Origin of the sequence: Enterobacter cloacae complex sp. ECNIH7 (assembly GCF_002208095.1) — a bacterium.
Classification (GTDB): Bacteria; Pseudomonadota; Gammaproteobacteria; order Enterobacterales; family Enterobacteriaceae; genus Enterobacter; species Enterobacter cloacae_M.
Genome location: NZ_CP017990.1, coordinates 82,437 through 106,986 on the forward strand (window position 1 = coordinate 82,437; position 24,550 = coordinate 106,986).

Annotated in this window: 26 protein-coding genes; 12 read left to right on the forward strand and 14 right to left on the reverse strand. The window is 57.1% G+C overall.

The genetic code is table 11. From position 1 onward, the window contains the following. Window positions 1-92: 92 nt before the first annotated feature. The 3 genes from uhpT (at window position 93) to nepI (ending at window position 3,407) form a co-directional block, all read left to right on the forward strand. Complete coding sequence (uhpT, locus tag WM95_RS00405) at window positions 93-1,484, forward strand: hexose-6-phosphate:phosphate antiporter (RefSeq protein WP_023309834.1); 1,392 nt, start codon at window positions 93-95, stop codon at window positions 1,482-1,484. Between the two features lie 177 nt (window positions 1,485-1,661). Next, window positions 1,662-2,114 carry a DUF1198 domain-containing protein gene (locus WM95_RS00410; protein ID WP_021242696.1) on the forward strand — a complete coding sequence of 151 codons (453 nt, stop codon included), beginning with the start codon at window positions 1,662-1,664 and terminating at the stop codon, window positions 2,112-2,114. 102 nt (window positions 2,115-2,216) lie between these two features. Further along, the gene (gene nepI / locus WM95_RS00415) at window positions 2,217-3,407 is read left to right on the forward strand and encodes a purine ribonucleoside efflux pump NepI (RefSeq protein WP_047063453.1); all 1,191 of its coding nucleotides are present in this window, start codon (window positions 2,217-2,219) and stop codon (window positions 3,405-3,407) included. Between the two features lie 99 nt (window positions 3,408-3,506). Here the strand turns inward: nepI and WM95_RS00420 are convergent, their stop codons facing one another. The 6 genes from WM95_RS00420 to WM95_RS00450 form a co-directional block, all read right to left on the reverse strand. Next, complete coding sequence (locus tag WM95_RS00420; protein WP_023309837.1) at window positions 3,507-4,412, reverse strand: DMT family transporter; 906 nt, start codon at window positions 4,410-4,412, stop codon at window positions 3,507-3,509. A 580-nt stretch (window positions 4,413-4,992) separates the two neighbouring features. Next, a complete protein-coding gene (locus WM95_RS00430; protein WP_033144328.1) occupies window positions 4,993-6,372 on the reverse strand; it encodes a carbohydrate porin in 1,380 nt (459 codons plus the stop codon). Between the two features lie 136 nt (window positions 6,373-6,508). After that, complete coding sequence (locus tag WM95_RS00435; protein ID WP_029741865.1) at window positions 6,509-6,811, reverse strand: PTS lactose/cellobiose transporter subunit IIA; 303 nt, start codon at window positions 6,809-6,811, stop codon at window positions 6,509-6,511. 5 nt (window positions 6,812-6,816) lie between these two features. After that, window positions 6,817-8,193, reverse strand: a complete 1,377-nt coding sequence (locus WM95_RS00440) for a glycoside hydrolase family 1 protein (RefSeq protein WP_063409108.1) — start codon at window positions 8,191-8,193, stop codon at window positions 6,817-6,819. A 17-nt stretch (window positions 8,194-8,210) separates the two neighbouring features. Continuing rightward, entirely contained in the window at window positions 8,211-9,536 is a 1,326-nt protein-coding gene (locus WM95_RS00445) for a PTS sugar transporter subunit IIC (RefSeq protein WP_063409109.1), read from the reverse strand. Window positions 9,537-9,547: 11 nt separating this feature from the next. Beyond that, window positions 9,548-9,862, reverse strand: a complete 315-nt coding sequence (locus WM95_RS00450; RefSeq protein WP_014830072.1) for a PTS sugar transporter subunit IIB — start codon at window positions 9,860-9,862, stop codon at window positions 9,548-9,550. A gap of 293 nt (window positions 9,863-10,155) precedes the next feature. On the opposite strand from WM95_RS00450, the gene WM95_RS00455 reads away from it, so the two are divergent. Then, window positions 10,156-11,106 (forward strand): LacI family DNA-binding transcriptional regulator, encoded by a 951-nt coding sequence (locus tag WM95_RS00455; RefSeq protein ID WP_023309842.1) that lies wholly within the window; start codon window positions 10,156-10,158, stop codon window positions 11,104-11,106. 45 nt (window positions 11,107-11,151) lie between these two features. On the opposite strand, the gene WM95_RS00460 is transcribed toward WM95_RS00455, so the two are convergent. Beyond that, window positions 11,152-11,448: a YicS family protein gene (locus tag WM95_RS00460; protein WP_023309843.1), complete on the reverse strand. Its 297-nt coding sequence runs from the start codon at window positions 11,446-11,448 to the stop codon at window positions 11,152-11,154. 143 nt (window positions 11,449-11,591) lie between these two features. Between WM95_RS00460 and WM95_RS00465 the strand changes: the two genes are divergently transcribed. The 7 genes from WM95_RS00465 (at window position 11,592) to WM95_RS00495 (ending at window position 16,280) form a co-directional block, all read left to right on the forward strand. Next, the gene (locus WM95_RS00465) at window positions 11,592-12,011 is read left to right on the forward strand and encodes a GNAT family N-acetyltransferase (protein ID WP_063409110.1); all 420 of its coding nucleotides are present in this window, start codon (window positions 11,592-11,594) and stop codon (window positions 12,009-12,011) included. A gap of 147 nt (window positions 12,012-12,158) precedes the next feature. Next, a complete protein-coding gene (nlpA, locus tag WM95_RS00470) occupies window positions 12,159-12,959 on the forward strand; it encodes a lipoprotein NlpA (protein WP_023309849.1) in 801 nt (266 codons plus the stop codon). A 123-nt stretch (window positions 12,960-13,082) separates the two neighbouring features. After that, window positions 13,083-13,862: an MBL fold metallo-hydrolase gene (locus tag WM95_RS00475; RefSeq protein WP_063409111.1), complete on the forward strand. Its 780-nt coding sequence runs from the start codon at window positions 13,083-13,085 to the stop codon at window positions 13,860-13,862. Window positions 13,863-13,888: 26 nt separating this feature from the next. Then, entirely contained in the window at window positions 13,889-14,842 is a 954-nt protein-coding gene (locus WM95_RS00480; protein WP_063409112.1) for a GlxA family transcriptional regulator, read from the forward strand. 112 nt (window positions 14,843-14,954) lie between these two features. After that, window positions 14,955-15,203, forward strand: a complete 249-nt coding sequence (locus WM95_RS00485; RefSeq protein WP_029740772.1) for a hypothetical protein — start codon at window positions 14,955-14,957, stop codon at window positions 15,201-15,203. A 303-nt stretch (window positions 15,204-15,506) separates the two neighbouring features. After that, on the forward strand, window positions 15,507-15,962 hold the full coding sequence (locus WM95_RS00490) for a hypothetical protein (RefSeq protein WP_059446496.1): 456 nt from the start codon (window positions 15,507-15,509) through the stop codon (window positions 15,960-15,962). An 87-nt stretch (window positions 15,963-16,049) separates the two neighbouring features. Beyond that, window positions 16,050-16,280, forward strand: coding sequence for a hypothetical protein (locus WM95_RS00495; RefSeq protein ID WP_126786511.1), 231 nt, complete (start codon window positions 16,050-16,052; stop codon window positions 16,278-16,280). Window positions 16,281-16,320: 40 nt separating this feature from the next. Here the strand turns inward: WM95_RS00495 and WM95_RS00500 are convergent, their stop codons facing one another. From WM95_RS00500 to WM95_RS00515, 4 genes are all read right to left on the reverse strand, one after another. Next, window positions 16,321-17,409, reverse strand: a complete 1,089-nt coding sequence (locus tag WM95_RS00500; protein WP_063409831.1) for an AAA family ATPase — start codon at window positions 17,407-17,409, stop codon at window positions 16,321-16,323. A gap of 145 nt (window positions 17,410-17,554) precedes the next feature. Then, a complete protein-coding gene (locus WM95_RS00505; protein WP_088544609.1) occupies window positions 17,555-18,514 on the reverse strand; it encodes a YbgA family protein in 960 nt (319 codons plus the stop codon). Between the two features lie 102 nt (window positions 18,515-18,616). Then, window positions 18,617-19,027, reverse strand: coding sequence for a hydroxyisourate hydrolase (gene uraH, locus WM95_RS00510; RefSeq protein WP_023309856.1), 411 nt, complete (start codon window positions 19,025-19,027; stop codon window positions 18,617-18,619). A 99-nt stretch (window positions 19,028-19,126) separates the two neighbouring features. Then, the gene (locus WM95_RS00515; protein WP_063409833.1) at window positions 19,127-19,852 is read right to left on the reverse strand and encodes a MerR family transcriptional regulator; all 726 of its coding nucleotides are present in this window, start codon (window positions 19,850-19,852) and stop codon (window positions 19,127-19,129) included. 117 nt (window positions 19,853-19,969) lie between these two features. Here WM95_RS00515 and WM95_RS00520 point away from each other — a divergent pair, with 117 nt between their 5' ends. Then, the gene (locus WM95_RS00520; RefSeq protein WP_008500115.1) at window positions 19,970-20,494 is read left to right on the forward strand and encodes a lipocalin family protein; all 525 of its coding nucleotides are present in this window, start codon (window positions 19,970-19,972) and stop codon (window positions 20,492-20,494) included. Window positions 20,495-20,497: 3 nt separating this feature from the next. Here the strand turns inward: WM95_RS00520 and WM95_RS00525 are convergent, their stop codons facing one another. The 3 genes from WM95_RS00525 to WM95_RS00535 are packed head-to-tail and all read right to left on the reverse strand — an operon-like array spanning window position 20,498 to window position 24,539. After that, window positions 20,498-21,508, reverse strand: coding sequence for a fimbrial protein (locus tag WM95_RS00525; RefSeq protein ID WP_032668285.1), 1,011 nt, complete (start codon window positions 21,506-21,508; stop codon window positions 20,498-20,500). Beyond that, window positions 21,508-22,023: a fimbrial protein gene (locus WM95_RS00530; RefSeq protein ID WP_063409834.1), complete on the reverse strand. Its 516-nt coding sequence runs from the start codon at window positions 22,021-22,023 to the stop codon at window positions 21,508-21,510. The genes WM95_RS00525 and WM95_RS00530 overlap by 1 nt, the downstream gene beginning before the upstream one ends. Continuing rightward, window positions 22,014-24,539 carry a fimbria/pilus outer membrane usher protein gene (locus tag WM95_RS00535; protein ID WP_063409835.1) on the reverse strand — a complete coding sequence of 842 codons (2,526 nt, stop codon included), beginning with the start codon at window positions 24,537-24,539 and terminating at the stop codon, window positions 22,014-22,016. Before WM95_RS00535 ends, WM95_RS00530 begins: the two co-directional genes overlap by 10 nt. Between the last annotated feature and the right edge of the window lie 11 nt (window positions 24,540-24,550).

Consider the following 24,550-nt stretch of genomic DNA (forward strand, 5'->3'; position numbering starts at 1 on the left):
AATTTTCCCGGTTTTACCTGGACGCTGTCTCAGGCATCTCTCCCGGCTGATTTTTACAATGCTGCAAAAATCAGCTCAGGAGTAACTCAGTCATGCTGGCCTTCTTAAATCAGGTGCGCAAGCCGACCCTGGATCTGCCGCTCGACGTGCGGCGCAAGATGTGGTTCAAACCGTTCATGCAGTCCTATCTGGTGGTCTTCATCGGCTACCTGACCATGTACCTGATCCGCAAAAACTTTAACATCGCGCAGAACGACATGATCTCAACCTACGGGCTGAGCATGACGCAGCTGGGGATGATTGGCCTGGGCTTCTCCATCACCTACGGCGTGGGTAAAACCGTCGTTTCCTACTACGCGGACGGCAAAAACACCAAGCAGTTCCTGCCGTTTATGCTGATCCTCTCCGCCATCTGTATGCTCGGCTTCAGCGCCAGCATGGGCGCGGGCTCAGTCAGCCTGTTCCTTATGATCGCCTTCTACGCCCTGAGCGGTTTCTTCCAGAGTACCGGCGGGTCGTGCAGCTACTCCACCATCACCAAATGGACGCCGCGCCGCAAGCGTGGTTCCTACCTCGGCATGTGGAACATCTCCCACAACCTCGGCGGGGCGGGTGCGGCTGGCGTGGCGCTGTTTGGCGCAAACTACCTGTTCGACGGCCACGTGATCGGCATGTTTATCTTCCCGTCGATTATCGCCCTGATCGTCGGCTTTATCGGCCTGCGCTACGGCAGCGACTCCCCGGAATCTTACGGCCTCGGCAAGGCCGAAGAGCTGTTCGGCGAGGAGATCAGCGAAGAGGACAAAGAGACCGAAGAAAACGAGATGTCCAAATGGCAGATCTTCGTTGAGTACGTGCTGAAAAACAAAGTGATCTGGCTGCTCTGCTTCTCGAATATCTTCCTGTACGTGGTGCGTATCGGCATTGACCAGTGGTCAACCGTGTATGCTTTCCAGGAGCTGAAGCTTTCTAAAGAAGTAGCAATTCAGGGCTTCACCCTGTTCGAAGTGGGCGCCCTGGTCGGCACGCTGCTGTGGGGCTGGCTCTCCGACCTCGCCAACGGCCGTCGCGCGCTGGTAGCCTGCGTCGCGCTGGCGTTGATTATCGCCACGCTCGGCGTCTACCAGCACGCCAGCAACCAGTACGTTTACCTGGCGTCCCTGTTCGCGCTCGGCTTCCTGGTGTTTGGTCCTCAGCTGCTGATCGGCGTAGCGGCAGTGGGCTTCGTCCCGAAAAAAGCGATCGGCGCCGCCGATGGGATTAAAGGCACCTTCGCCTACCTGATCGGCGACAGCTTCGCCAAGCTGGGCCTGGGGATGATCGCCGACGGCACGCCGATTTTCGGCCTCACCGGCTGGGCGGGCACCTTCGCGGCGCTGGATGCGGCGGCCATCGGCTGTATCGTCCTGATGGCGATGGTCGCGGTGCTGGAAGAACGTAAGATCCGCCGTGAGAATCGTGCGCAGAAATTAAAAACAGCCTGAGTGTGCAGGTAACTTCTTTGCCCGGTGTGTGATGCCGGGCTTTTTTATATTGACCCGACGGGGTTAACTCCTCCTCTCCCAATTCTTCAACATCTTTTCCGTTCACTATTATGGCGCCACCCGCTGTCGAGGCGCTGCGTTTCCCGCTATGATGAGCGGCTATTCATAGGAGAACGCATGGTCTGGATAATGCTGGCAACGCTTGCCGTGGTGTTTGTGGTGGGATTTCGCGTCCTGACCTCAGATTCCCGCCGCGCCATCAAACGTTTAAGCGAGCGTCTGGGGATCACCCCGATGCCGGTTGAGTCGATGATCGACCAGTTCGGAAAGACGCCCGGGAATGAGTTTATCCGCTACCTTGAGCGGCCGGACGAGGCGCATCTGCAAAACGCGGCGCAGGTGCTGCTTATCTGGCAGGTCTGCATTGTCGACGGCAGCGAAGAGAACCTGCACGCCTGGCACCGTATGCTGCGTAAAGCCCGCCTGGCCGCGCCGATCACCGATGCGCAAATTCGTCTGGCGCTCGGTTTTATGCGCGAGATGGAGCCCGATCCGCAGGAGCTTAACGCCTTCCAGCTGCGCTATAACCAGCTCTTCCTGCCGGAAGAGGGCGTGTTTTACCTGCACTGATCCCCTCTAAAAATCACAAAAGTTGTCTAAACGTTAAATTCGTCACACTTTTGATGATAAACTGCGCGACTTTTCCGCACGTTTTTATCTTCAGGTGACGCCATGACAGAACATATCCAGCCCACGACCAGACCGCAGACCAACGAGGTTTCACGCCCCAACTGGTCGGCCGTTTTCGCCGTGGCATTCTGCGTCGCCTGCCTGATTACCGTTGAGTTTCTGCCGGTGAGCCTGCTGACGCCGATGGCGCAGGATCTGGGCATTTCCGAAGGCGTGGCGGGGCAGTCCGTTACCGTCACCGCGTTTGTGGCGATGTTCGCCAGCCTGTTTATCACCCAGGTGATTGGCACCATCGACCGCCGCAAGGTGGTCATCCTGTTCAGCGTTCTGCTGACGCTCTCTTGCCTGCTGGTCTCCTTTGCTGAAAGCTTCACCCTGCTGCTGCTCGGTCGCGCCTGTTTGGGGCTGGGGTTAGGCGGCTTCTGGGCGATGTCGGCCTCGCTCACCATGCGCCTGGTGCCCGCGCGGACGGTGCCAAAAGCGCTTTCCGTTATCTTCGGTGCGGTCTCTATCGCGCTGGTGATTGCCGCGCCGCTCGGCAGCTTCCTCGGCGGGATTATCGGCTGGCGTAACGTCTTCAACGCGGCGGCGGTGATGGGCCTGCTCTGCATCATTTGGGTGTGGAAAGCGCTACCGTCGTTGCCGGGCGAAGCGGCGCACCACAAACAGAACATGTTCGCGCTGCTGAAGCGCCCCGGCGTGCTGGCGGGGATGACCGCCATCTTTATGTCCTTTGCCGGGCAGTTTGCCTTCTTTACCTACATCCGCCCGGTGTTTATGACCATGGCGGGCTTTGACGTGGACGGCCTGACGCTGGTGCTGCTGAGCTTCGGTATCGCCAGCTTTGTCGGCACCTCGCTGTCGTCTCAGTTCCTGAAACGCTCCCTGAAGGTGGCGCTGGCGGGTGCGCCGCTGGTGCTGGCGGCGAGCGCGGCGGTGCTGGTGCTGTGGGGCAGCGATAAGTGGGTGGCGTCTGCCATCGCGATTATTTGGGGCTTTGCCTTTGCGCTGGTGCCGGTGGGCTGGTCGACGTGGATCACCCGCTCGCTTGCCGATCAGGCTGAAAAAGCCGGGTCGATTCAGGTGGCGGTGATCCAGCTGGCGAACACCTGCGGCGCGGCCATTGGCGGCGTGGCGCTCGACCATCTGGGGCTGACCTCACCGCTGGTGATTTCCGGTACGCTGATGCTGCTGACCGCGCTGCTGGTGGCGGGGAAGGTTAAGGCGAAGTAGTGCTTTTCTCCCTCCCCCCATCAGGGAGAGGGGACTGCTCGGTGCTGTCTTTTCACCCTCGCCCCTTTGGGGAGAGGGCTGGGGTGAGGGGACATCAGGCTACGCCGATGTCTGAACCCGTCTTCTCGAATCCATCGAAATCAGCACCACCGATGACACAATCAGCAGCGTCCCCAGCCAGTCCGGCAGGGTGAACGCCACGCCCAGCAAAATCACCGACAGCAGCGCGCTGCTCAGCGGCTCGGCGCAGCTCAGAATGCTCGCCTTCGGCCCGCCGATCGTCTGTGCGCCTTTCAGATACAGGCTGAACGTCAGCGCCGTACCAATCACCACCAGATAGAAAAACGCCAGCAGCAGGCTGCCGTCAATGACGAAGGTCGTCCCGCGCCCGGCGTAGAACGGCGTCAACATCAATCCGGCAATCAACATACTCCAGCCGACAATCGGCAGCGTGCCGTAGCGGGCGATCAGCGTGGACGGATAGGTGGTGTAAAACGCCGCGGCAAACGCCGAGGCGATACCGAAGAACAACGCGGCAGGCGAGATGGAGAGCGAGGTCGGGTCGCCGTGGGTGACCAGCAGGAACGTCCCGACAAGCGAGGTCACAATCGCGGATAAAACAAACACGCCAGGGCGCTTTTTCCGCGCCAGCGCGAACCACGCCACGATAATGGTTGGTGACAGAAACTGCAGAACGGTAGCGGTCGCGGCGTTGGATTTTTCAATCGTCAGCAGGAAGGTGAGCTGCACGGTGAGCGCGCCGACCAGCGAGAAAAACAGCAGGCTGAGGGCGTCTTTGCGATGTTTGATCACCGAGAAAATCTTGTCGCCGTGAACGAAGGAGAGCGTCAGGAGGATCACGCCGGTAAACAGCAGGCGAACCATGGTCAGGTATGGCGAAGAAATGTGGCTTTTCTCCATGATGTACTGCGCGCAAACGCCGGAACTGCCCCATAAAACGGCGGCGATCAGGACGTTTAGCATCCCTTTACGTGTGGAACCCATGTTCTCCCCTGCGATGTTGTCGTTAATTCGGTCAACAGCATAGCATGGTTGTGTGTGGCCTGATGCCCTCACCCTGACCCTCTCCCACGGGGCTGAGGGTTCCCCATAAATAATGCCTGCACAGACGGCCCCCTCTCCCTTTGGGAGAGGGCCGGGGTGAGGGGGAACATACGGCTGTGGAGGTCATTCCGTTCACTTTATGTTCCTTGCTACTCTGTAACGGCATGACTTGTGAACGTGCCAGGGCGGCTCAATCGCCGCCGCCCTAGCGACCCGGGCTCCCGGCGGTAAATCGCCGCTTCGCGGTGCCTTCGGCTTATTCCTTCCGGCTTATCGGGGACGGGCGGATGTAACGTCCCTGTAAAGCCGCCCTCTCGGCGCATCCATGCGCCTCGCCCCGGCCTGCAGGAAACGCCTCAGCGATTTACAGCCGGACCAGGGCGTCGCTGTACGTCATTCATTTTCCTGAAGAAACATTCGTCGCTTTCGGTAAAAAAATTACTGGGGCTCCCTCTCCCACGGGGAGAGGGAGCAAACACTAAAAACGGCAACTCTCGTTGCCGTTTTGCTTCTACCTTGCTTAGAACCACGCCTCCCACATCGCGCCGACGTTGAAGTCGTCGAGGGTTTCGTCTTTGGTGTTGTTCACGCGCGCGGTGCGTTCGTTATCCACTTTGCCGCCGGTCACGTAGAAGCGCAGCATCGGGCGGAACTCCGGCCCCATGGCGATAGACATATTCTGCGACAGGGTCAGCTTCCAGCCCTTGTTGTCGCCGCCGTTATCGTAGTCAACGTGCTGCCAGCCTGCTTCCAGCCAGGTGGAGTGAACGTCGTTCCACCAGTGCATCGGACGCACGATGGCGTTGTAGTTCTTGCGGTTGTCGGTCTTATCGCGGCTGTTGTCGTAGTCGTGGAAGGCGAGGATGTACTCCACCTGCGTGGCCTGGGTGAATTTGTACAGCCCTTCGAAGCTGGCGTAGACCGTGGTCAGATCCTCGGTTTTGTTGAACACGCTGTTGTCCGCGTTATCGGAGTAGCGGGCAATCACCTTGTTCACGCCACTGTCGTTGGTGTGGCTAAGCACCACGCCGCCCTGCCAGGCGTTCAGACGCTCGTCGCTCTCCACCGCTTTGGAGTCAAAGCCGTAGTTAGCGTACAGCTCCATGTCGATCGGGCCGAGCTTCATGCCGTGGATTTTTGAGGTTGCGGCGTAGTTGCCTTTGTCGCCCGTGCCTGACCCGCCGGTACAGGTGATGCGCGACGGGTTGGCTTCGTCTTCCATCACTTCCGGGCTACAGGATTCCACCGCCGCGACGGCGGCCACGTCGAACTGCACGCCGCCGATGTCGAAGTTCTTCACCCCGGCGCCCTGGCCGTCGTGGTTCATCCAGAAGTAATCGTTGATGCCCTGCTGTGGACGCTGGTGGAAGTCACGACCGGCCCAGAAATAGGCGTTCGGGTTGGAGGCCATAATGTTGGTCACCCCCGCGTAGGCTTTTTTCAGGTTAACTTCGTCGCCCCAGTGGTCGATCATCACGTTAACGTCCCAGATGGCGCCGTTTTCACCCTTAAAGGCCTTGGAGAGCTGGAATTCCCCGCCGTTGCCTTCGTTGCCCAGACGACCAATGGCCGACGCGCCGTTGTACGAGCCGTCCACCGCCACGTATTTTTGATCGGCGGCCTGGAAGTGCGCGCCGTAGCGGGCATAGCCGGTAAATTTAATCCCGAACGGGATCGCCATATCCGGAGATTGCGCCGCGCTTTGCGGCTCGGTCACCACGTCCGCTTTTTTCGCGACCGCCGCATCCATTTTAGCCTGACGTTCGGCGAGGGCTTTATCCACCGCTTTTGCCACAATGGCGTCGATTTGCTCCTGGGTGAATTCCTGCGCGAGCACGGAAATTGGGCAAAGCGCGGCGATAACCGCCATGGTTAATGGAAGTTTTTTAATCGTATTCATGGTTATCTCAATATAGTTTAATTTTATTCAGACAATAACCATCCCGCTCCGATCTGACAGAGTATGTCGCTATCATCAGAACAAGTGGATCTCTATTTAGGGTACAGAGGTATTACAGTAATTATTTCGCCATGGACTATCTCTGATATAAATGAATAATTTCTTCGGATAATTCACGCGCTAATAAGGAATTCATTAAATGATCCTGCGCGTGCACCATAATTAACGTCATCGGCTGGCGGCCTTCGCCCGCATCCTGCTCGATCAGTTTGGTCTGCATCTTGTGCGCCTGGCGCGCGTAGCCGTCAGCTTCGCGCAGCAGGCTTTTGGCTTCGTCAATGTTGCCCTGGCGCGCCGCGTGCAGTGCTTCAAAGCACAGGCTGCGGGACTGTCCGGCATTGACGATAATTTCCATTACGGCTTCTTCTAATGCGATCATCATCATTACTCTTTATCAAAACTATTATTTAACGCGGTGGCGGCAAACCACTCTCCGCTTTTCTTAATGGTGCGTTTCTGCGTCTCTAAATCGAGCTGGATAAATCCGTAGCGATTTTTATACGCGTTGCACCACGACCAGTTATCAATAAACGTCCACATATGATAGCCAAGACAATTGCACCCTTCGCTAATACCCTTATGCAGCCAGGCTAAATGTTCGGAGATAAACTCGATGCGGTACCGATCGTTAATCTGGCCATTTTCAATAAAGCGCTGCTCGTTTTCGACGCCCATGCCGTTTTCAGAAATAAAGCAGCGAGGGTTGCCGTAATTGTCGCGCAGGTTGACCAGAATATCGTAAATACCCGGCTCGTAGATTTCCCAGCCGCGGTACGGGTTCATCTTGCGGCCCGGCATCTCGTAGCTATCAAAGAACCACTCCGGCATAAACGGCGCCTGCGGGTTCACCGCGGTGTCGCGACACTTCACGCGACGCGGCTGATAGTAGTTCACGCCGAGCAGGTCGATTTTCCCTTCCGCAATCAGGAAACCGTCTTCCGGTTTACAGGCGGGTAATTGATCGCAGGATTTCAGCAGCGCGACCAGGTCCGCCGGGTATTCGCCGCGCAGGACCGGGTCGAGGAAGCTGCGGTTAAACATCAGGTCCGCGATGTGCGCCGCCTTCACGTCCGCCGGGTTCTGCGAGCGCGGGTACGACGGCGTCAGGTTCAGCACGATGCCAATCTCCCCCGCGTAATGCCCGGCGCGGTAGGCCTGCACCGCTTTCGCATGGGCCAGCACGGTGTGATACGCCACGGTTGCCGCCCGACGAAAATCCACCACGTTGGGGTAGTGGAAGTCGTACAGATAACCGCCTTCCACCGGCACGATCGGCTCGTTGAAGGTAAACCAGTGCAGCACGCGATCGCCGAACAGCTCAAAGCAAATCTGCGCATAGCGGGCGTAGGCGTCCACCACGTCGCGGTTTTCCCAGCCGCCGATCTCCTGCATCGCCATCGGCATGTCGAAATGGAACAGGGTCATAAACGGCGTGATGCCCTGTTCATTCAGCTCATCAATGACCTGATTGTAAAAATCGACCGCTTCCGGGTTCACTTCACCGATACCGTCGGGGATCAGGCGCGCCCAGCTAATCGAGGTGCGAAAGCTGTTGTGGTTCAGCTGCTTTAACAGCTGAATGTCCGTTTTCCAGTGCTGATAGAACGTGGAGGTCTGCTGCGGCCCCACGCCGTTGTGAAAACGGTTCGGCTCGCGGGCAAACCAGTAATCCCATGTGGTTTCGCCCTCTCTTGCCCCTTCGGTCTGGAGAGCGGAGCTTGCGCTGCCCCACCAGAAGTTATCGGGAAATGCGTATTTCATGACTCTTCCTCTTTGACTTAATTGCTGGCGGTCTCGGCGGCGCCGACGGTTGCCTGGGCCTTCTGCTCTTCGTTTTTGATGAGCGTACGCTCATAGGCGCGCAGGAACGGCAGGTACATCAGCGCGGACATCACCATACAGACCAGGCACATCACCACCGGGCTCAGCGCCCAGTTTGCTGCCCACGAAGCGCCAATCGGTGCAGGGGTGGTCCACGGGGTTAACGACACAACCTGCGCCAGCCAGCCGAGTTTGGTTGCCGCGTACGCCAGGCAGGCGTTAACCAGCGGAACGAACACGAACGGGATAAACAGCATCGGGTTCATGATGATCGGCGCGCCGAACAGGATCGGTTCGTTGATGTTAAAGAAGCTCGGCACCACGCCCATTTTGCCGATGGTACGCAGGTGGGTAACGCGGCTGCGCAGCAGCAGGAACGCCAGCGGCAGGGTGGAGCCTACGCCGCCAATCAGCAGGTAGTGATCCCAGAAGCCCTGAAGATAAACGTGCGGCAGCGCCGCGCCGGCCGCCAGCGCCGCCTGGTTTGCGGATAGGTTCGCCATCCAGAACGGGTTCATGATGCCGGTGACAATCAGCGAGCCGTGAATACCGGCGAACCAGAAGATCTGGCACAGCAGTACGGAGAGCAGAATCGCGGGCAGGGAGTCAGACGCGGACACCAGCGGCTCCAGCAGGTGCATGATCGCCTGCGGGATGACCATTCCGGTCTGCGCTTCGATGAACAGGTTCAGCGGGTGCAGCGTACCGATCACCACCATCACCGGGATCAGGATCTCAAACGAGCGCGCCACACCGGTTGGGACTTCCTTCGGCAGGCGAATGGTCACGTTGTTCTGCTTCAGCCACGCGTAGACGCGGGTAGCGTAAATGGCGGTGATCAGCGCGGTGAAGATGCCCTGGCCGGAGAGATACTGGGTCGAGATCTTGCCGTCGGCATACGGCGCGGCGACCAGCAGGAAGGCCATAAAGGCCAGCAGGCCGGACATCACCGGGTCGAGGTTGAACTGACGCCCCAGGCTTGCCCCAATCCCCACCGAGATGAAGAAGGTCATCACGCCCATGCTGAGGTTAAACGGCAGCATCAGCTGCTCGCGATAGGTCTGGGAAAAATCCAGCCAGCCGCGGGCGAAGCTGTTAGTGGTATCCGCCGAGAACGGCGGGAAGATGAACACCAGCATAAACGAGCCGATGATCATAAACGGCAGCGCGGCAGTAAAGCCGTCGCGGATGGCAATCACATACTTTTGCTGACCCAGCTTCGCGGCCAGCGGGGTAATTGACTGCTCAATCACCGCGACCATGGATTGATATAACGAACTCATGTGAACACCTTTTAGTGTGCCGCTTCGATGAGCGACAGAGCATAGTCCAGTACTTTATCGCCACGCTGCATACCGTAGTCCATCATATCGATGGGCTGCACCGGAATGCCTTTCGTAGCCGCCTTGTCTGAGAGTGTCTGTAACATGTATTTCACTTGCGGTCCGAGAAGGACAACCTGGTATTGCGGAAACTGCGTATCAAATTCGGAAACACCGTACGCATCGATCTTCACCGGCAAACCACGTTCTTTCGCGACATCGACCATTTTGCTGACCAGCAGGCTGGTGGACATCCCGGCAGAGCAGCACAGCATAATCTTGAACATCGACAACCATCCTCTAAATGTAAAAAGTTATTGCGAGGATGATTGGACATTATACGGAAACCGGTTTCCATTCATAAAAGACAGAAGTGTGATACCCATCAAGATCCCTTACTTATGAGGCTAATTAACCGGATGTGCATCACATAATTTGGCTGTTTTGAGATCATTTTGAGTGGAAACGGAAAATCGGTTTCCATGGAAAACGGAAACGGATATACTCCGTTCTGGCTATAATGTGAGCCGAAGCGGTCATGGAATTTGCAGGCGCGAGGTAAGCCTGCCAGGGGAAAGAGATGTCGACAATCAATGATGTATCACGTCTTGCCGGGGTGTCTAAAGCCACGGTATCGCGAGTGTTGAGCGGGTCGCGTGGCGTTAAGGAAGCCAGCCGTCAGGCCGTATTAAAAGCGGTGGATGAGCTGAATTACCGGCCTAACGTGATTGCCCAGTCGCTGCTGAGCCAGTCGACGGGCTGTATCGGGGTGATTTGCGCGCAGGAAAACATTAACCAGACCACCGGTTATCTCTACGCGCTGGAAAAACAGCTCAGCCAGCATCAAAAACATCTCCTGCTGCGCTTCGCGCACAGCAAAGCGGAAGTGATGCACGCCCTTGAAGAACTCTCCTGCGGGCTGTGCGATGACATCCTGGTGATTGGCGCCCGTTTCCCGCTGGACGTGGAAATGGAAAACGTCATTCTGGTGGACTGCATGGAGACTGATAATTCCAACAGCATCCAGTTCGATCACGCCTTTGCCGCCGAGACCGCCTGTAACTACCTCACCAGCCAGGGGCGTCGCCAGATTGCGCTGATCCATCCGCACGGCAGCGGTTTTGCCGATCAGGTGCTGCTCGGCTACAAGCACGCGCTGGAGAAAAATTTCCTGCCCTTTAATCGCAGCCTGGTCTTTATGGACGCGACCTCCTCGTCCGTTGCGCTACAGGAGCTGCTTAATAACGCCAGCACGCTGAACTTCAACGCGCTGCTGGTGGCGGATGAGCAGGAAGCCCAGCGGGTGATCCCGCAGCTGCAGGCGTTTAACAAATCGGTGCCGGACGACATCATGGTCTTTAGCCTGGCCGGATCGCTGCACCTGCCGGGTATTCCGGTGATCCCGGCGATTGAATATTCCATGGACGCGATGGCGGCGCGGATTGTGAGCTGGCTGACGGAGAAAACGCAGATGCTCGGGTCCTATGTTCTGCGCGGGGATTTGATTATTCCGGACATGCGGAAGCGTTAAAAATGTTTTCCAGGCCGGGTAAGCGCAGCGCCACCCGGCGGGAACTCAATAATCTTCCATACAATCCACTTGACCAATCGCCCCCCAGTAGGCATCCAGGTTGTCGCGCTTAACGGCGGTGATGGCATTTTTGATCAGCAGCTGATTGGCCTCGGACGACAAAATCATCTCCTGCCAGGCTTTATCGCTCTGCTTTTTCTGTGGCGTACAGGTTTTCTTAATATCTTTAAGGACCTGCTGCTTTATTTGCGCCTCTTTCGCGGGGTCATCCTTTTCCTGAGCATGGACAAACGCGGCGAAGAGCAGACAAACCAGCAGGCAGACCAGGTGCGCAGCTTTCATCAACAACCCCCTTTTAGAAGTCACATGCTTCCCATGAAATATATCGTTACATTCAGTGTAGCGACGCCAGCCGAAAGTATGAATTTTCTCCAGGAGATCTGTGTGAGATAGTGAAGCGGCACAGATAACAAGGAGATAAAAATATGCAGCTGAGCATTACTCGTGCGGTTACGGCGCAGGAAAAAGAAGAGTTACTCACGGGCCTGAGAGCCTACAATGCGCAGTTTCTGGATCTATCCACCTTCAGCGGGGATATTGGCGTTTACGTGCGGGACGATAAAGGCGTCATGCTCGGCGGGCTAATTGGGGTGCGTAAAGGCGACTGGCTGAATATCGACTTTCTCTGGGTGAGCGATGCCGTGCGCGGATCCGGCGTGGGCAGTCAGCTTATCAAAGCGGCCGAAGAGGAAGCCAGACGCAAAGGCTGCAAGCACGCGCTGGTCGATACCGCCAGCTTCCAGGCGCGCCCGTTCTATGAAAAACAGGGGTACCGGCTGCAGATGTCGCTACAGGATTACCCGTATGAGGGCATGCAGCGGCATTATCTGGCGAAAGCGCTTTAAGCTCGGAATCTGTTGGCCGGGTAAGCGCAGCTCCACCCGGCAATACCCGCATATAACTTATCCTTCTTATTGATTCTTTTTCGGTTTTTATTTCACCGCCTCGTTGTCGATATAGTCACTACAACATTTAGCAAAAGGAACTGTCTTGTGAAACGTCGATTGGGTGCTCTGGTACTTGCTGGCCTGCTGCTGGCAGGGTGCGATCAAAGTGGCAGCGATGCCAAACACATTAAAGTGGGCGTCATCAACGGCGCTGAACAGGACGTAGCGGAAGTTGCCAAAAAGGTGGCAAAAGAGAAATATGGCCTGGACGTGGAGCTGGTGGGTTTCAGCGGCTCGCTGTTGCCCAACGATGCCACCAACCAGGGGGAACTGGATGCTAACGTCTTCCAGCATCGCCCGTTCCTCGCTGAGGATAACAAGGCGCATAACTACAAGCTGGTGGCCGTGGCGAACACCTTTGTTTTTCCGATGGCCGGCTATTCCCGCAAAATCAAATCCGTCTCTGACCTGAAGGACGGGGCGACCATTGCCATTCCAAACGACCCGACCAACCTTGGCCGCGCGCTGTTGCTGCTGCAAAAGGAGAAGCTCATTACCCTGAAGCCGGACACCGGGCTGCTGCCCACGGCGCTGGATATTACCGCCAACCCTAAACAACTGAAAATTATGGAGCTGGAAGGGGCACAGCTGCCGCGCGTGCTGGACGACCCGAAAGTGGATGTCGCCATCATCAGCACTACCTATATTCAGCAAACAGGGCTGTCGCCGGTGCATGACAGCGTCTTTATTGAGGATAAAAACTCGCCGTACGTGAACATTGTGGTGACGCGCGAAGACAACAAAGACGCGGAGAACGTGAAGGAATTTATCCAGTCGTATCAATCGCCTGAGGTAGCGAAAGCGGCGGAGACGATCTTTAACGGCGGGGCGGTGCCGGGCTGGTAAACGATCTGACGGAAAACGGGTTGCTTAACTTGGCCCGATTCCATCGGTAATCGCCCTTTAACCCACAGCGTCAATTGTGACGGCTGGCTATCCTCCTTATCACACCAACCGGAGGATAGCCCAATGAACATTACCCACATTCGCAACGCCACCCAGCTGATTACCTACGCCGGTAAACGTCTTTTAATCGACCCGATGCTGGCCCCGAAGGGGGCTTATCCGGGCTTTCCCGGTACGGCGTATGCCGAACGCCGTAACCCGACTGTCGAACTCCCCGTTGACGTCAACACGCTGCTGGATGCTGACGCGGTGATCGTCACCCATACCCATGACGATCACTGGGATCGCACCGCGGCGGAGCTGATCGCCAAAGACAAACCGATCTACGTGCAAAACGATCGTGACGCCGCGCTGCTGCGAAGCCAGGGATTCAGCAACCTGACGGTCATGACCGACGCGACCTTCTTCGGCGATATTCAGATTACGAAAACCCACGGCGGGCAGCACGGCACCGATCGCGCTTACGCCGTGCCGGAGCTGGCGGAGCGGCTGGGCGAGGCCTGCGGCGTGGTGCTGCGTCATCCCGATGAGAAGACGCTTTATCTTGCCGGGGATACCATCTGGCGTGACGAAGTGGCGGCCGACCTGCAAAAGCACCAGCCGGACGTGGTGGTGCTGAACGCGGGCTATGCCCACGTCATTGGTTTTGGGCCCATTATTATGGGGCAGGAGGATGTGCTCAACGTTCATTTCCTGCTGCCGCAGGCAAACATTGTGGCGATCCATATGGAGGCGATTAACCACTGCCTGTTGACCCGCAGCGCGCTGCGTGAGTACGTTGAAGCCAATCAGGTGAGTGACGCGGTGAGCATTCCCCAGGATGGCGAAACCGTTATATTCTGAGTGCGTTAAAGGGAAAGGAGAGACAGATGTCGCTAATCAACGTCGCGATTGTCGCGGTAGACGGGTTCAGCCCGTTCCACTACTCCGTTCCCTGCATTCTGTTTGGCGATTCGGTCTCCGGCGAAAAGCGCTTTAACGTGACGATCTGCGCCGAAACGCCGGGTTTTCTCACCTCAAAAGACGGATTTGCCCTCAACGCCACGCAGGATTACACCGCCATTGGCCAGGCCGATATTGTTGTCGTTCCCTACTGGCAGCACGTCCTTGAACGACCGCCCCAGACGCTGCTCGACAGCCTGGTGCAGGCGAGAGACAACGGCGCGGAAATCGTCGGGCTGTGTCTGGGGTCGTTTGTGCTGGCCTGGGCGGGGCTCCTCGACGGCAAACGTGCGGCCACCCACTGGGAGTTCGAGCATCAGTTCCAGTCGCTTTTCCCGTACGTTCAGCTGGATATTAATGCCCTTTACGTGGATGACGGCAATATCATCACCTCTGCTGGAACGGCGGCTGCGCTGGACTGCTGCCTGTATATCATTCGCCAGCGCTTTGGCAGCGTGGTTGCCAACCAGATTGCCCGTCGGATGATTGTTCCGCCCTACCGCGAAGGCGGGCAGGCGCAGTTCATCGCCCAGCCGGTACCCAAAGATACCCGCGACGGACGTATTAACTGTCTGATCGATTATCTTCAGCAGCACATCACCGAACCGCATAGCCTGGACTCGCTGGCAGAGGTGGTTTCGATGAGCCGCCGCACCCTGACCCGCCATTTTATTAAAGCCACGGGGATGAGCGTCGCCGACTGGCTGACCGCCGAACGCCTGCGGCGCAGCCAGATCCTGCTTGAAGCCGGAAATATGCCGATTGAGCGCGTGGCCGAGCTGGTGGGGTTTAATTCCGCCGTCACCTGGCGACAGCAGTTTAAGGCGCGTTTTGGGGTCAGTCCGGCGGAGTGGCGAAAGACGTTTCGTCTGCAGAACTAGCGTGAAAGTTCTGTAATAACGAAAGGTTAAGAAATTTGAGCATTCAGGAACCTACAGAAGCTAGTGGTTATAGTCCTTCACCAGTTTGCCGCCTTCAGGCAGAGGAAAAATAATGATTACTACAAGGGTAAAATTATTCTTGTTACTGGCCGCTGTTTGGATAGCAGGAATATTTGCCACGCTTTTATTTGGACGTTTGTTGATTGCCCTGGTCAGCTTCTTTTTCATCGGACAATTTGATTTTCCAATCAGTGATCTTGTTGAAGCTACTACCCTTGCCATTAGTGGTGGGATCCTCATTGGAGGAATACAGTGCGTTATGGCAAAGGAAAAGAACCGATCCGAAGACCCACCCCGGTAAGTTGGGTAGGAAGAGATTGTACTACCCCAGCCTCTCCACTCTCGGTTGCTGGCAACAATACCGGTGATGCGATGAATGATGCCAACCAGACGATGGCGTGACCCAATGCACCTTTGGGCGTACTTGCTGTTCTAATGATACTAAGCAGGGTGAGGAGCCTGATACAGGAGAGCATATAGCGGCAGAAGAAAATGTGTTGAGTACTAAGTCTCAACCAAACAAACCTGATGCCGATAATATAATTTCTTACCTGTCGAAGAACAGATAGGTACATTGAATGAGGTGGCAAAAAGGACTCATGAAATGATTTATGTATTATTAGGAATTGCACTTTTCGCTTTTGCAGTTGGAACGGCCGTGTTTCTTCGCTTTAGTAAAGTGACGGGAAGAAGCGTCCAGTCACCTTTTACCTCTATGTTTTTCTTTGATGCGCTCTTTTTTGGGCTGGGCAGTAAGCGAGACATGAATATCGCAGCATGTTCGTTTATTGTCTTTTTACTAAGCGTATGGGGATTAACTTATTTAAAATTAAGCGCACATTTTTGGGGGAGTCGAGAAAGCTATTTTGGTCTCGTGATCGCCGGGATTTTGTTTCTAATTATGCACTGTCGCTATTGCGCAAAAAATGTCGTTATCAAAAATGATGGGCTTGCACCCATGAGAGAATTGACCAGTCTCAGGTTGTCCAGCCTCACTAGCCCCTTTTTATGGTTAAGTCGGGCCGGGTATCTGGGTTTCTTTATTGGAATGATACGTTGAAGCAAATGTGGATAGAGAGAGCCTCAATCTCGACGTACTGCCAAACGAAATATCAATATCACGAAAGCGATTGTGGTAGTTATAGAAATGATGATTAATCCTCGAATAAAACTTTTCCTGTTACTGGTATTACTCTGGATGTCAGGCCTCTTTATCACTATGGCTGCAGGCCGTCTGCTAATTGCAGCGGCCTCGTATCTCTTCCTTAATGATTTTGATTTCAAGTGGAGCGACTTGATTACTGCGCTCAAAATCTCTGTAGGCGCAGGGTTCATCATTGGAGGGGGGCAGTCCCTGCAGGTGAAAGAGAAAAAATGAAGATTTCATTTTATTGGGCTTCAAAGGAAGAGAATGCGGCTTACCCCAGCCTCTCCACCCGCGTCTCCCCCTCAACCATCGATAGCTGATACAGCGAAAACGACCTCTGCTTCTCAATCAACTTTGCCAGCTCCGGCGAGTGGCTGGTGAGCCAGATCTGCGAGTAGCGGCTGGCCTCGGCAATTAAGCTCGCCAGCGCGGGCAGCATCTGCGGGTGCAGGCTGTTTTCCGGTTCGTTCAACGCGATAAACGCCGGTGGGCGCGGGCTTAACAGCGCTACCGCCAGGCACAGAAAGCGCAGGGTGCCGTCGGAGAACTCCGCCGGTTCCAGCGGCCTGCTCAGCCCCTCGCGCTGCATCATCATGCGAAAACGTCCGCCGGTGTTGTCGCTGTAAAACACGCAGCCGGGGAAGGCCTGGTCAAGGATGCGCATCAGCAGCAGCTCGTCGCCGATCTCGACGATGGTCTGAAACGCGGCCGCCAGGTTGGCGCCGTCGCTGGCCAGCACCGGGGAGCGGAAGCCGACCTGCGGGGCGCGCATCGCCGAGCCAATTGATACAGAAAACTCATGATAAAAGCGCCAGTTACGCAGGGACTCACGCATCTGCGACACTTCCGGATAAAGATGCGGTTCGCCGAGCTGTCCGAACACCGATTCGTTCTCGTACAGCGTGCCGCTGTGGGTCACTTTCTCGTGATGCACGTTGTTGAGAAACACCGCCTGGTTCTTACGCTTCATCAGCTGTGATGAAGGCCGACGGTGCTGGCCGCTCAGCCAGATGGACTCCTCTTTGATCACCGGATCGAGCTGAAACTGCGAGGGATAGGGCAGCTTCTCCACAAACCCGACCTGCAGCTCGTATTCGTAGGACTCTGTTTCCACGGCCAGATTCATCCGTCGTAGCTGGTCGCTACGGGTTTTGCCTGCCCAGAACACCTTCAGAATGCCGCCCTCGTTCGCCAGCGCCTGGGAAAACTGCCCCTGGGCGGCGCTGTGCATCAGGTGTATCGCCTTGTAAATATTGGATTTCCCGGTGCCGTTCGGCCCGAAGACGATGTTGAGCTGCTCCAGCTCCAGCGACATGTCGCGGATGGAGCGGTAGTTTTGAATGTGCAGGGTGTTGATCACAGGCAGGCCCCTTTCGCAGAATAAGCCTGTATATAATCACAGTCTTTGAGGTGAAATGCAAAAAAGAGACGACAGTGAGGATGTCGTCTAAACGGGGTACTGCTTTGGGCCTCTACGGGTCAATGGGGCCTTCGCATTTTTATGATCACTTGACTGCCAGACGCAGACCCAAATCATCAGGATAGGGATCAAAGTAGTTTTGCGTCATCAGATACCGGTCGGGGTATTCGGCCAGGTAGTGCTTCAGCAGCGTGATCGGGGCGAGAATAGGCAACTGTCCGTTGCGATAGTGCAGGATCACGTCGCGCAGCTCGCCGCGCTGGCGGGTGTTCAGCTGGTTACGGAAATACCCCTGGATATGCATCAGCACGTTGGTGTGATTCTTCCGCGAGGCGGGTTTTTTCAGGATGGTCATTAGTTTTTCCCGGTACGCCACGAAGAAGGCGTCCAGGTCTTCCCACTCGTGCAGCGAGGCAACGAACGGGCCGATTTCACGGTAGCCCGCCTGATGGTGCGCCAGCAGCTGCAATTTATAGCGGCTGTGGAAATCCAGCAGCCCACGTCGCGTGAGACCTTTAGCGCGCAGCGTGTTTAGCTCGTGCAGGGCAAATACCCGCTCGATAAAGTTTTCCCGCAGCACCGGGTCGTGCAGCCGACCGTCTTCCTCGACGGGCAGCCACGGCCAGGTTTCAAGAAGGGCGGCGGTGAACAGCCCGACGCCCTCCTTGCGGCCCCGGTTGCCGTTTTCATCGTACAGCCGCACGCGTTCCAGGCCGCAGCTTGGGGATTTTGCACAGACGATAAATCCCGACAGATCGCCGATTTTTGGCAGATAGTCCGCCGTGAACTCGGTCATTTTCTGCGTGAGGTCATCATGAGGCGGTTTGCTGAAACGGAGCTGCGTTTCGCCGCTGTCCGTCAGCGTCAGGCGTATGGCCGGGCGAGGCGTCGGCAGACCGATAGCCATTTCCGGGCAGACGGGCCTGAAATTCACCCACTGGGCCAGCTCATCCATGACGAAGCCCATACGCTTGTGTCCGCCGTCAAAGCGAACGGCGGATCCGGTCAAACATCCGCTAATACCGAGCACAGGTTTCGTTGTCATGGTGTAGTCCTCCCGTTCATATAATTAAAACTTACACAACATGACTAATTTGTCCAAGTATTAGAGGAACTATTTTTTTTATTCCTTTAAAATCAACGGGTCTTAACTACCCTTGTAGGTAGAGTAACCGTACTGGCTCAGCAGAAGCGGGATGTGCAGCTTCTCGTTGGTGCGGGTCACGGTAAACAGCACCGGGATCTCCGGGAAGAAGGAGTCCAGCTTTTTGCCGTGGAAGTACTCTGCGGTTTTGAAGGTCACTTTATACACGCCAGGCTGCATGTCCTGATCCTGCGGATAGAGCGATTTGATGCGGCCGTCGTGGTCGGTTTTGCCGTTGGCAATCGGGGTCCATTTGTCCTGCTGCTGTTTCTCCAGCGTAACGGTCACGTCCGATGGCGGCATCCCGGTTTGCTGGTCGAGAATATGGACGCTCAGCGTGCCGGCAGGGGCGCTAAAGGCGGCAGGGGCAAAGGCCATCGAGGCCAGGATCAGCAGAGGGGCAGTTTTTTTCATGGTGTTTTCCTGTTGAGTTATTCGTCACAGGAAAACGTTAGCATCTGCGGCGCGGGAAAATATTCAACTTTTCGTGAAGATTCCCGCAGGAGAAAATTATCAGAGGATAATCACTTCAAGCGATACCTGCTGCTGCCACTGCTCCACCTGTTTTTTCCGCCCGGCGGTGAGTTTGCCGCTGATGACCAGAAGCCATTTGCGCTCCGGGAAAATTTCCGGTGCCAGCGCGTCAGGCGGAACCGGCAGGATGTCGATTCGGTGGCCCTGCCCGGTGCGCGTTAAGGCTTCGAGCCAGATCTCGCACGGGTCGTTCAGGTGCCAGCCGCTGAGCAGAATGTTATCGCCCGGCGCTTTTTTATCGCCTTCGAGGCAAAACGAGGTGTAGGCGATGATGATGCCGTCGAGGATCGCACGCAGGGTCATGGCGGCGGCGACGTTGGCCGAGACCTGGCTGCGCAGCGGGCGCAGCACGTTCGCGACCAGCTCCGGCCTGGGGTATTCGCGTCCGGCGTCGTAAATCATCTGGCGCAGGGACTCGACCTTGCCGTCCTGCAGGCGTTGCAGCATGTTCTGCTGCAGGGTTTGCCAGTTGTTGGTCCGACCCGGCGTCGGGCGCTCCAGCAGAGGTTTGACCTGGCCGATCGGGACGCCTTTTTTGACCCAGTCGAGAATTTTTAGCGCCTGCTGGACGTCCTCATCGCTGTACTGGCGATGGCCGCCCTCCGTGCGCTGTGGCTTGAGTAAACCGTAGCGACGCTGCCACGCCCGCAGGGTGGTGGCGGTGATGCCGCTGAGTCTGGCGAATTCGCCGATGGAGTAAGCCATGTCCGTGTCCAGAGTGGAGGAATACTCTCAATATACTACGAATTTTCCCGAAGGGGATGAAGCGCCGAAACGGTGCACTACACTTAACATCCAACCGTGCAAATGAAAGGAATTCTCATGAAGCTATGGCCTGTTGTGACCGGTGTTGCGATTGCTTTGACGCTGGTCGCCTGTAAATCCCCCACGCCGCCGAAAGGCGTGCAGCCTATTACCAACTTCGAAGCCAGCCGCTATCTCGGCAAATGGTACGAAGTCGCCCGTCTGGAAAACCGCTTCGAACGCGGGCTGGAGCAGGTGACGGCGACCTACGGCAAGCGCAGCGACGGCGGGATCAGCGTGCTTAACCGGGGCTACGATCCGGTGAAGAACAAGTGGAATGAGAGCGAAGGGAAAGCGTACTTCACCGGCGAGCCGACCACCGCCGCGCTGAAGGTCTCCTTCTTCGGCCCGTTCTACGGCGGCTACAACGTGATCAGGCTGGACGATAAGTACCAGTACGCCCTGGTCAGCGGCCCGAACCGCGATTACCTGTGGATCCTGTCGCGCACGCCAACCATTCCGGATGCGGTGAAGCAGGATTACCTGAACACCGCGCGCAGTCTGGGCTTCCGGGTTGACCAGCTGGTGTGGGTGAAGCAGTAGCCCCTACTGGTAGGAAAACGTAATGCTGGCCAGCGCGTTGGCCGAGCCGGGGACCAGTTCACCGGTTCTGATGTACTGCGCCTGGAACGGTAACGTGAGCGTCTGCGCCGCCGTGGTGCTCTGGATAAAGAACTGGCCGGTCGTGCCCGCGGCCGAGCTGTCCGGCCCCATCGTCAGCGGCCCGCTGCCGTTGTAGAAAAACTGCACCCCAACGCCGGACGCCGTTGAGTCTCCGGTCAGGGTCACCACCGACGAGGTGTTCGACGGCGTGGTCTGATCGGTCATCACCGCGTGAACCGCCACGTTCGCGTCGCAGGTCAGGCCAACGGTAAACGTTCCCGATGGCGACGTGCTTCCCACCGTGGGCAGGGTACGCATATCGATGGTGCCCAGCGCCACGCTGGCGTTTTTGCTGCCAACCGTACATCCGCTGGCGGTTACCGTGATGCTGGTCGGGCTGATAATCACCTGCGCCGTTTTCGTTTCGTTGTTATAGGCGGTGAGCACCGCGGCGTTGATGGTCGGGATGTTATAGACGCCGGATTTCAGGGCGGCACCGGTTTTAATAAAGGTGACCTTTGCAGACCAGCCCAGATCCTGGGCAAACCCACTGGTGCCCTCTGCCGGGTAGCTTTGCGTGATACCGGTTTGCAGGGGAATGTATTTTGTTCCCTTAAAATCCTTCAGCCCGATGATATACCCCACGCCCGGTACGCCGGTCTCAAAAACGGTGTAGTTCACCCCGTCGACGGTGACCGTCGCACCGCTCGTGATGGCGCTGCTGCTGGGCTGCAGCGTGCCTTTGTTGCAGGTAAAAACAATCCCGCACCAGAACACCTGCTGCACGCTGGCGGTGGCGCTCCAGGTCGAGCCGATAATGCTGCCCGGCACCACGGAATCCGCCGGCCCGCTGTAGGTCATCGGCTGAGGGGAGAGCGTAATGTCCGATTTCCAGTCCAGAGCCTGCACGCTGGCGCAGAAAAGTAATCCGCCGAGAAGAAATAATAAACGCATCATAGATACTCCGTTGTCCATGTGGCGAAGGCTGACACATCGCCAGCGCTCACGGGTGCGCCGGTGGCTACCAGCTGCGCGTAAAAGGTCATCTGTACGCTGTCATCCCCCGCCATTCCGTACGCGGCGGTTTGTGTGTTCAGGGGAATGAGTACGCTCTCTTTATCGAGGATCTGCACCGCCACGCCGGTAGCGCCACCGTCGGCAATCTTCAGCAGCTGCGGGTTGGCATCATCCGGCGTTCCGCTGAAGCGAATTTTTACGCCAGCAAAGGTTGGCCCGCACGCTTCAAGCCTGAGCGTAAAGGGCGTTTTGATATTGCTGACGGCTCCGGCGCGGTTGAACTGCTTGATGCCAATGGTGCCCAGCGGCACGTTTTGCACCTCAGAGCCCTCTGCAACCACGCAGGTATTGCCAATCACATTGCCGGTGACGGAGACCAGCACGTCATACCCGCGAACGGGGAGAGCGAAAACCAGCAGTGCGATGCAGCCGATCCGGAACGTTACTGACATACCACCTCCTGAGAATAGAGACCGGTGCGGGCGTTATAGTTCTGCTTGTTTAAGGCGTAGGTAATGGCGCAGCGCTGGCGGCTGCCGCGGCCCCACACGGCGTTCAGCGTGCCCTTCTCTGACAAACCGGAGAGATACAGGCTGCCGCCATCGCCGACGATGCCGCTGGTTTTGTCATCATCGAGCGAGACCAGCGTGCCGAAGGGGAGCACGTCGTTGCCGTGACGCACGATAAACATCGCTTTAGCCCCCTGGTGCGTGATGAAGGTGGCGCGAACCAGGGCACCGTCGGTAGGCGTTTTGTTGGCGATGGCGTTTTCCAGCTCCACGTCATTGCCGGCGGTCGTCACGTCCAGCGCGACCTGGTTGACGCGATACGGCGTGGCGTACGGGATCACCGCGTAGCCCCGGCTGTCCGTTTTGATGCCCTTATGGTTAAGCACGGCGACGTTGCTGGCTCCCGGCGCTTTTACCAGAATGTTGGTGTTCCCGAGCGGCTGGCTCAGCGTCAGGCCATCTTCATGCACTACCGCGCCGCCGCTGATGCCGTAGCTGAGGTTGCGGGAGTCGCTGGCGTAGCTGTAGCCCAGGTTGTAGTCTCCCCACGCGCCTTCGTACTGCAGGGTGGCATCGCCGCCATAGTGCTGTCGGGAGCTGTAGCGCTGGTTGACGCTGTAGAACAGATTCTCCTCACCCGGCAGGTAGCCGCTCACGCCCGTGCTGGTGGTGGTGCCGGTGGAGTCCGCATGGGTCGTGGTAAAGCGCGCGCGGGTCGACAGCGTCGGGTTGCCCAGCGGGACCGAAATCGACATCGACAGGATGTTATCTTTCTTGTCGTCATACAGGCTCGAGCTTCGCTGGACGCTGACGCCAAGCGACACGTTGCGAAACGTGGCGTTCCACGCAAACTGCAGGCTTTGCGTGGTATTTGACGTGTTCCAGTAGGTCTGCTGATCCCACGACAGTGACAGCGAGCCGTATTGTCCCATCGGCTGCGACAGCAGCAGCTGGTTTTTTGCCTTGCGCGACATGCGCAGGTTGTACACGTTGTCGTATTGGGTGGTGACGGTGCCATCGTCTTCCACCGTCTGCTTTGGCGATCCGCCCGACATGCCTTTGTACGTGGTGTCGCTGAGGGTATAAAACCCTTTCGTGGAGTAGCGCAGCGAGAAGAAGTTAACCCGCGTGCCAATGTCGTTCAGCAGCTTGCTGTAGCGCAGGCGCACCGAATCACCGGTATAGTGCCGATCGTCCGCCAGCTGGCTGCGGGCGTGGGTCAGGTCGATGGAGTAGGCGCCAAAGCGGCCGAGGTTTTGCCCAAACCCAAAGGCCAGGCCGTTGTAGCGATCGGCAAACTGCGCCCCGCCGTAAAACGTCAGGCCGTATTGCCAGCCGTAGAACAGCTCGCCCTGCGCGAAAGAGGGCGCATCCTGATTGCCCGTTGGACGGTACTTCCCGGCGCCGAGGGCATATTTCACCTGTCCGTTACGCACCAGGTTCGGCACGCTGGCAAAGGGAAGCGTGTATTGCTTTTTGCTGCCGTCGTTCTCCTGAATGGTGACCGCCAGATCGCCTCCCGAGGAGGTCGGGTAGAGATCTTTCAGCACAAACGCCCCTGGTGGAACGGAGGTTTGATAGATGATATTGCCGTTCTGGCGAACCGTCACGGTGGCGTTGCTGCGCGCGATGCCCCGGACTTCAGGCGCATAGCCGCTGAGGCTGGCGGGCAGCATGTTGTCATCGGTTTTCAGGGCGATACCGCGCAGGCCCACGGAGTCGAACACCTGCGCCGAGGTGTACGTTTCCCCGGCATACACCTGCGCGCGCAGGGCGTGAATATCGCGCTGCAGCCAGGTCTGCACGTGGGTAAGCTCATTGCTGTCTTTGGTCCATGTGGTGAAATCACGCAGCCGCCACGCGCCCAGGTTGACGCCGCTGTTGAGGCTCGCAAACAGCTGCTGTTCCCGCGTGCGCGTCTCGCCGCGATACTCATTGTTCGAGCCATTGACCACGTAATTCAGCCACGCGGCAGGAATGCCCGCCTCCCAGCTTTCCGGGCTGACGTACCCGCGCGGCAAATTGCGCATCGCACTCTGCGGTACGGTGAAGCTCAGGGTGAGCGTCTTCTGGTCCAGGTCAAACTGCGTATCCGCAAACGCCTTCGTTAAGAAAATGCAGCGCTGCGCCAGCGGCAGCGCTCCGCCCTTCGCCTGATGGCTATCGATGCCCAGCGCGGCGAATTGTTCAGGCGTGAGGCAGGGCAGCGCTTCACCCGTGCTGTCTTCAGCAAGGCGGAACGTGACGTTTCCCGTGAACGCATAATTCGTATTGATATACACGTTGAGATTGTAATCACCCGGCGGCAACGCGCTCCCGGCGTTGACCCAGGCGAGATCGGCGCTGTTTGCGCTCTCGCCGTTGAGGAACGCGGGATTAAATTGCAGCTCGCTTTCAGCAGCCACGGCTTGCCGAATCACCAGGGAGATCACCGTGGCGCACAGGATTTTTATTTTCACGTGGTCACGCC

Bases quoted from the DNA above. Each gene is read 5' to 3' on its own strand.
- WM95_RS00520 (WP_008500115.1), top strand. From the start codon at position 19,970: ATGAAGCTATGGCCTGTTGTGACCGGTGTTGCGATTGCTTTGACGCTG.
- WM95_RS00435 (WP_029741865.1), bottom strand. From the start codon at position 6,811: ATGATCGCATTAGAAGAAGCCGTAATGGAAATTATCGTCAATGCCGGA.
- WM95_RS00410 (WP_021242696.1), top strand. From the start codon at position 1,662: ATGGTCTGGATAATGCTGGCAACGCTTGCCGTGGTGTTTGTGGTGGGA.
- WM95_RS00525 (WP_032668285.1), bottom strand. From the start codon at position 21,508: ATGCGTTTATTATTTCTTCTCGGCGGATTACTTTTCTGCGCCAGCGTG.
- WM95_RS00440 (WP_063409108.1), bottom strand. From the start codon at position 8,193: ATGAAATACGCATTTCCCGATAACTTCTGGTGGGGCAGCGCAAGCTCC.
- nepI (WP_047063453.1), top strand. From the start codon at position 2,217: ATGACAGAACATATCCAGCCCACGACCAGACCGCAGACCAACGAGGTT.
- WM95_RS00505 (WP_088544609.1), bottom strand. From the start codon at position 18,514: ATGACAACGAAACCTGTGCTCGGTATTAGCGGATGTTTGACCGGATCC.
- WM95_RS00530 (WP_063409834.1), bottom strand. From the start codon at position 22,023: ATGTCAGTAACGTTCCGGATCGGCTGCATCGCACTGCTGGTTTTCGCT.
- WM95_RS00460 (WP_023309843.1), bottom strand. From the start codon at position 11,448: ATGAAAGCTGCGCACCTGGTCTGCCTGCTGGTTTGTCTGCTCTTCGCC.
- WM95_RS00485 (WP_029740772.1), top strand. From the start codon at position 14,955: ATGATTACTACAAGGGTAAAATTATTCTTGTTACTGGCCGCTGTTTGG.
- WM95_RS00480 (WP_063409112.1), top strand. From the start codon at position 13,889: ATGTCGCTAATCAACGTCGCGATTGTCGCGGTAGACGGGTTCAGCCCG.
- WM95_RS00490 (WP_059446496.1), top strand. From the start codon at position 15,507: ATGATTTATGTATTATTAGGAATTGCACTTTTCGCTTTTGCAGTTGGA.
- WM95_RS00495 (WP_126786511.1), top strand. From the start codon at position 16,050: ATGATGATTAATCCTCGAATAAAACTTTTCCTGTTACTGGTATTACTC.
- WM95_RS00465 (WP_063409110.1), top strand. From the start codon at position 11,592: ATGCAGCTGAGCATTACTCGTGCGGTTACGGCGCAGGAAAAAGAAGAG.
- WM95_RS00450 (WP_014830072.1), bottom strand. From the start codon at position 9,862: ATGTTCAAGATTATGCTGTGCTGCTCTGCCGGGATGTCCACCAGCCTG.
- WM95_RS00445 (WP_063409109.1), bottom strand. From the start codon at position 9,536: ATGAGTTCGTTATATCAATCCATGGTCGCGGTGATTGAGCAGTCAATT.
- WM95_RS00515 (WP_063409833.1), bottom strand. From the start codon at position 19,852: ATGGCTTACTCCATCGGCGAATTCGCCAGACTCAGCGGCATCACCGCC.
- WM95_RS00420 (WP_023309837.1), bottom strand. From the start codon at position 4,412: ATGGGTTCCACACGTAAAGGGATGCTAAACGTCCTGATCGCCGCCGTT.
- uhpT (WP_023309834.1), top strand. From the start codon at position 93: ATGCTGGCCTTCTTAAATCAGGTGCGCAAGCCGACCCTGGATCTGCCG.
- WM95_RS00430 (WP_033144328.1), bottom strand. From the start codon at position 6,372: ATGAATACGATTAAAAAACTTCCATTAACCATGGCGGTTATCGCCGCG.
- WM95_RS00475 (WP_063409111.1), top strand. From the start codon at position 13,083: ATGAACATTACCCACATTCGCAACGCCACCCAGCTGATTACCTACGCC.
- WM95_RS00455 (WP_023309842.1), top strand. From the start codon at position 10,156: ATGTCGACAATCAATGATGTATCACGTCTTGCCGGGGTGTCTAAAGCC.
- uraH (WP_023309856.1), bottom strand. From the start codon at position 19,027: ATGAAAAAAACTGCCCCTCTGCTGATCCTGGCCTCGATGGCCTTTGCC.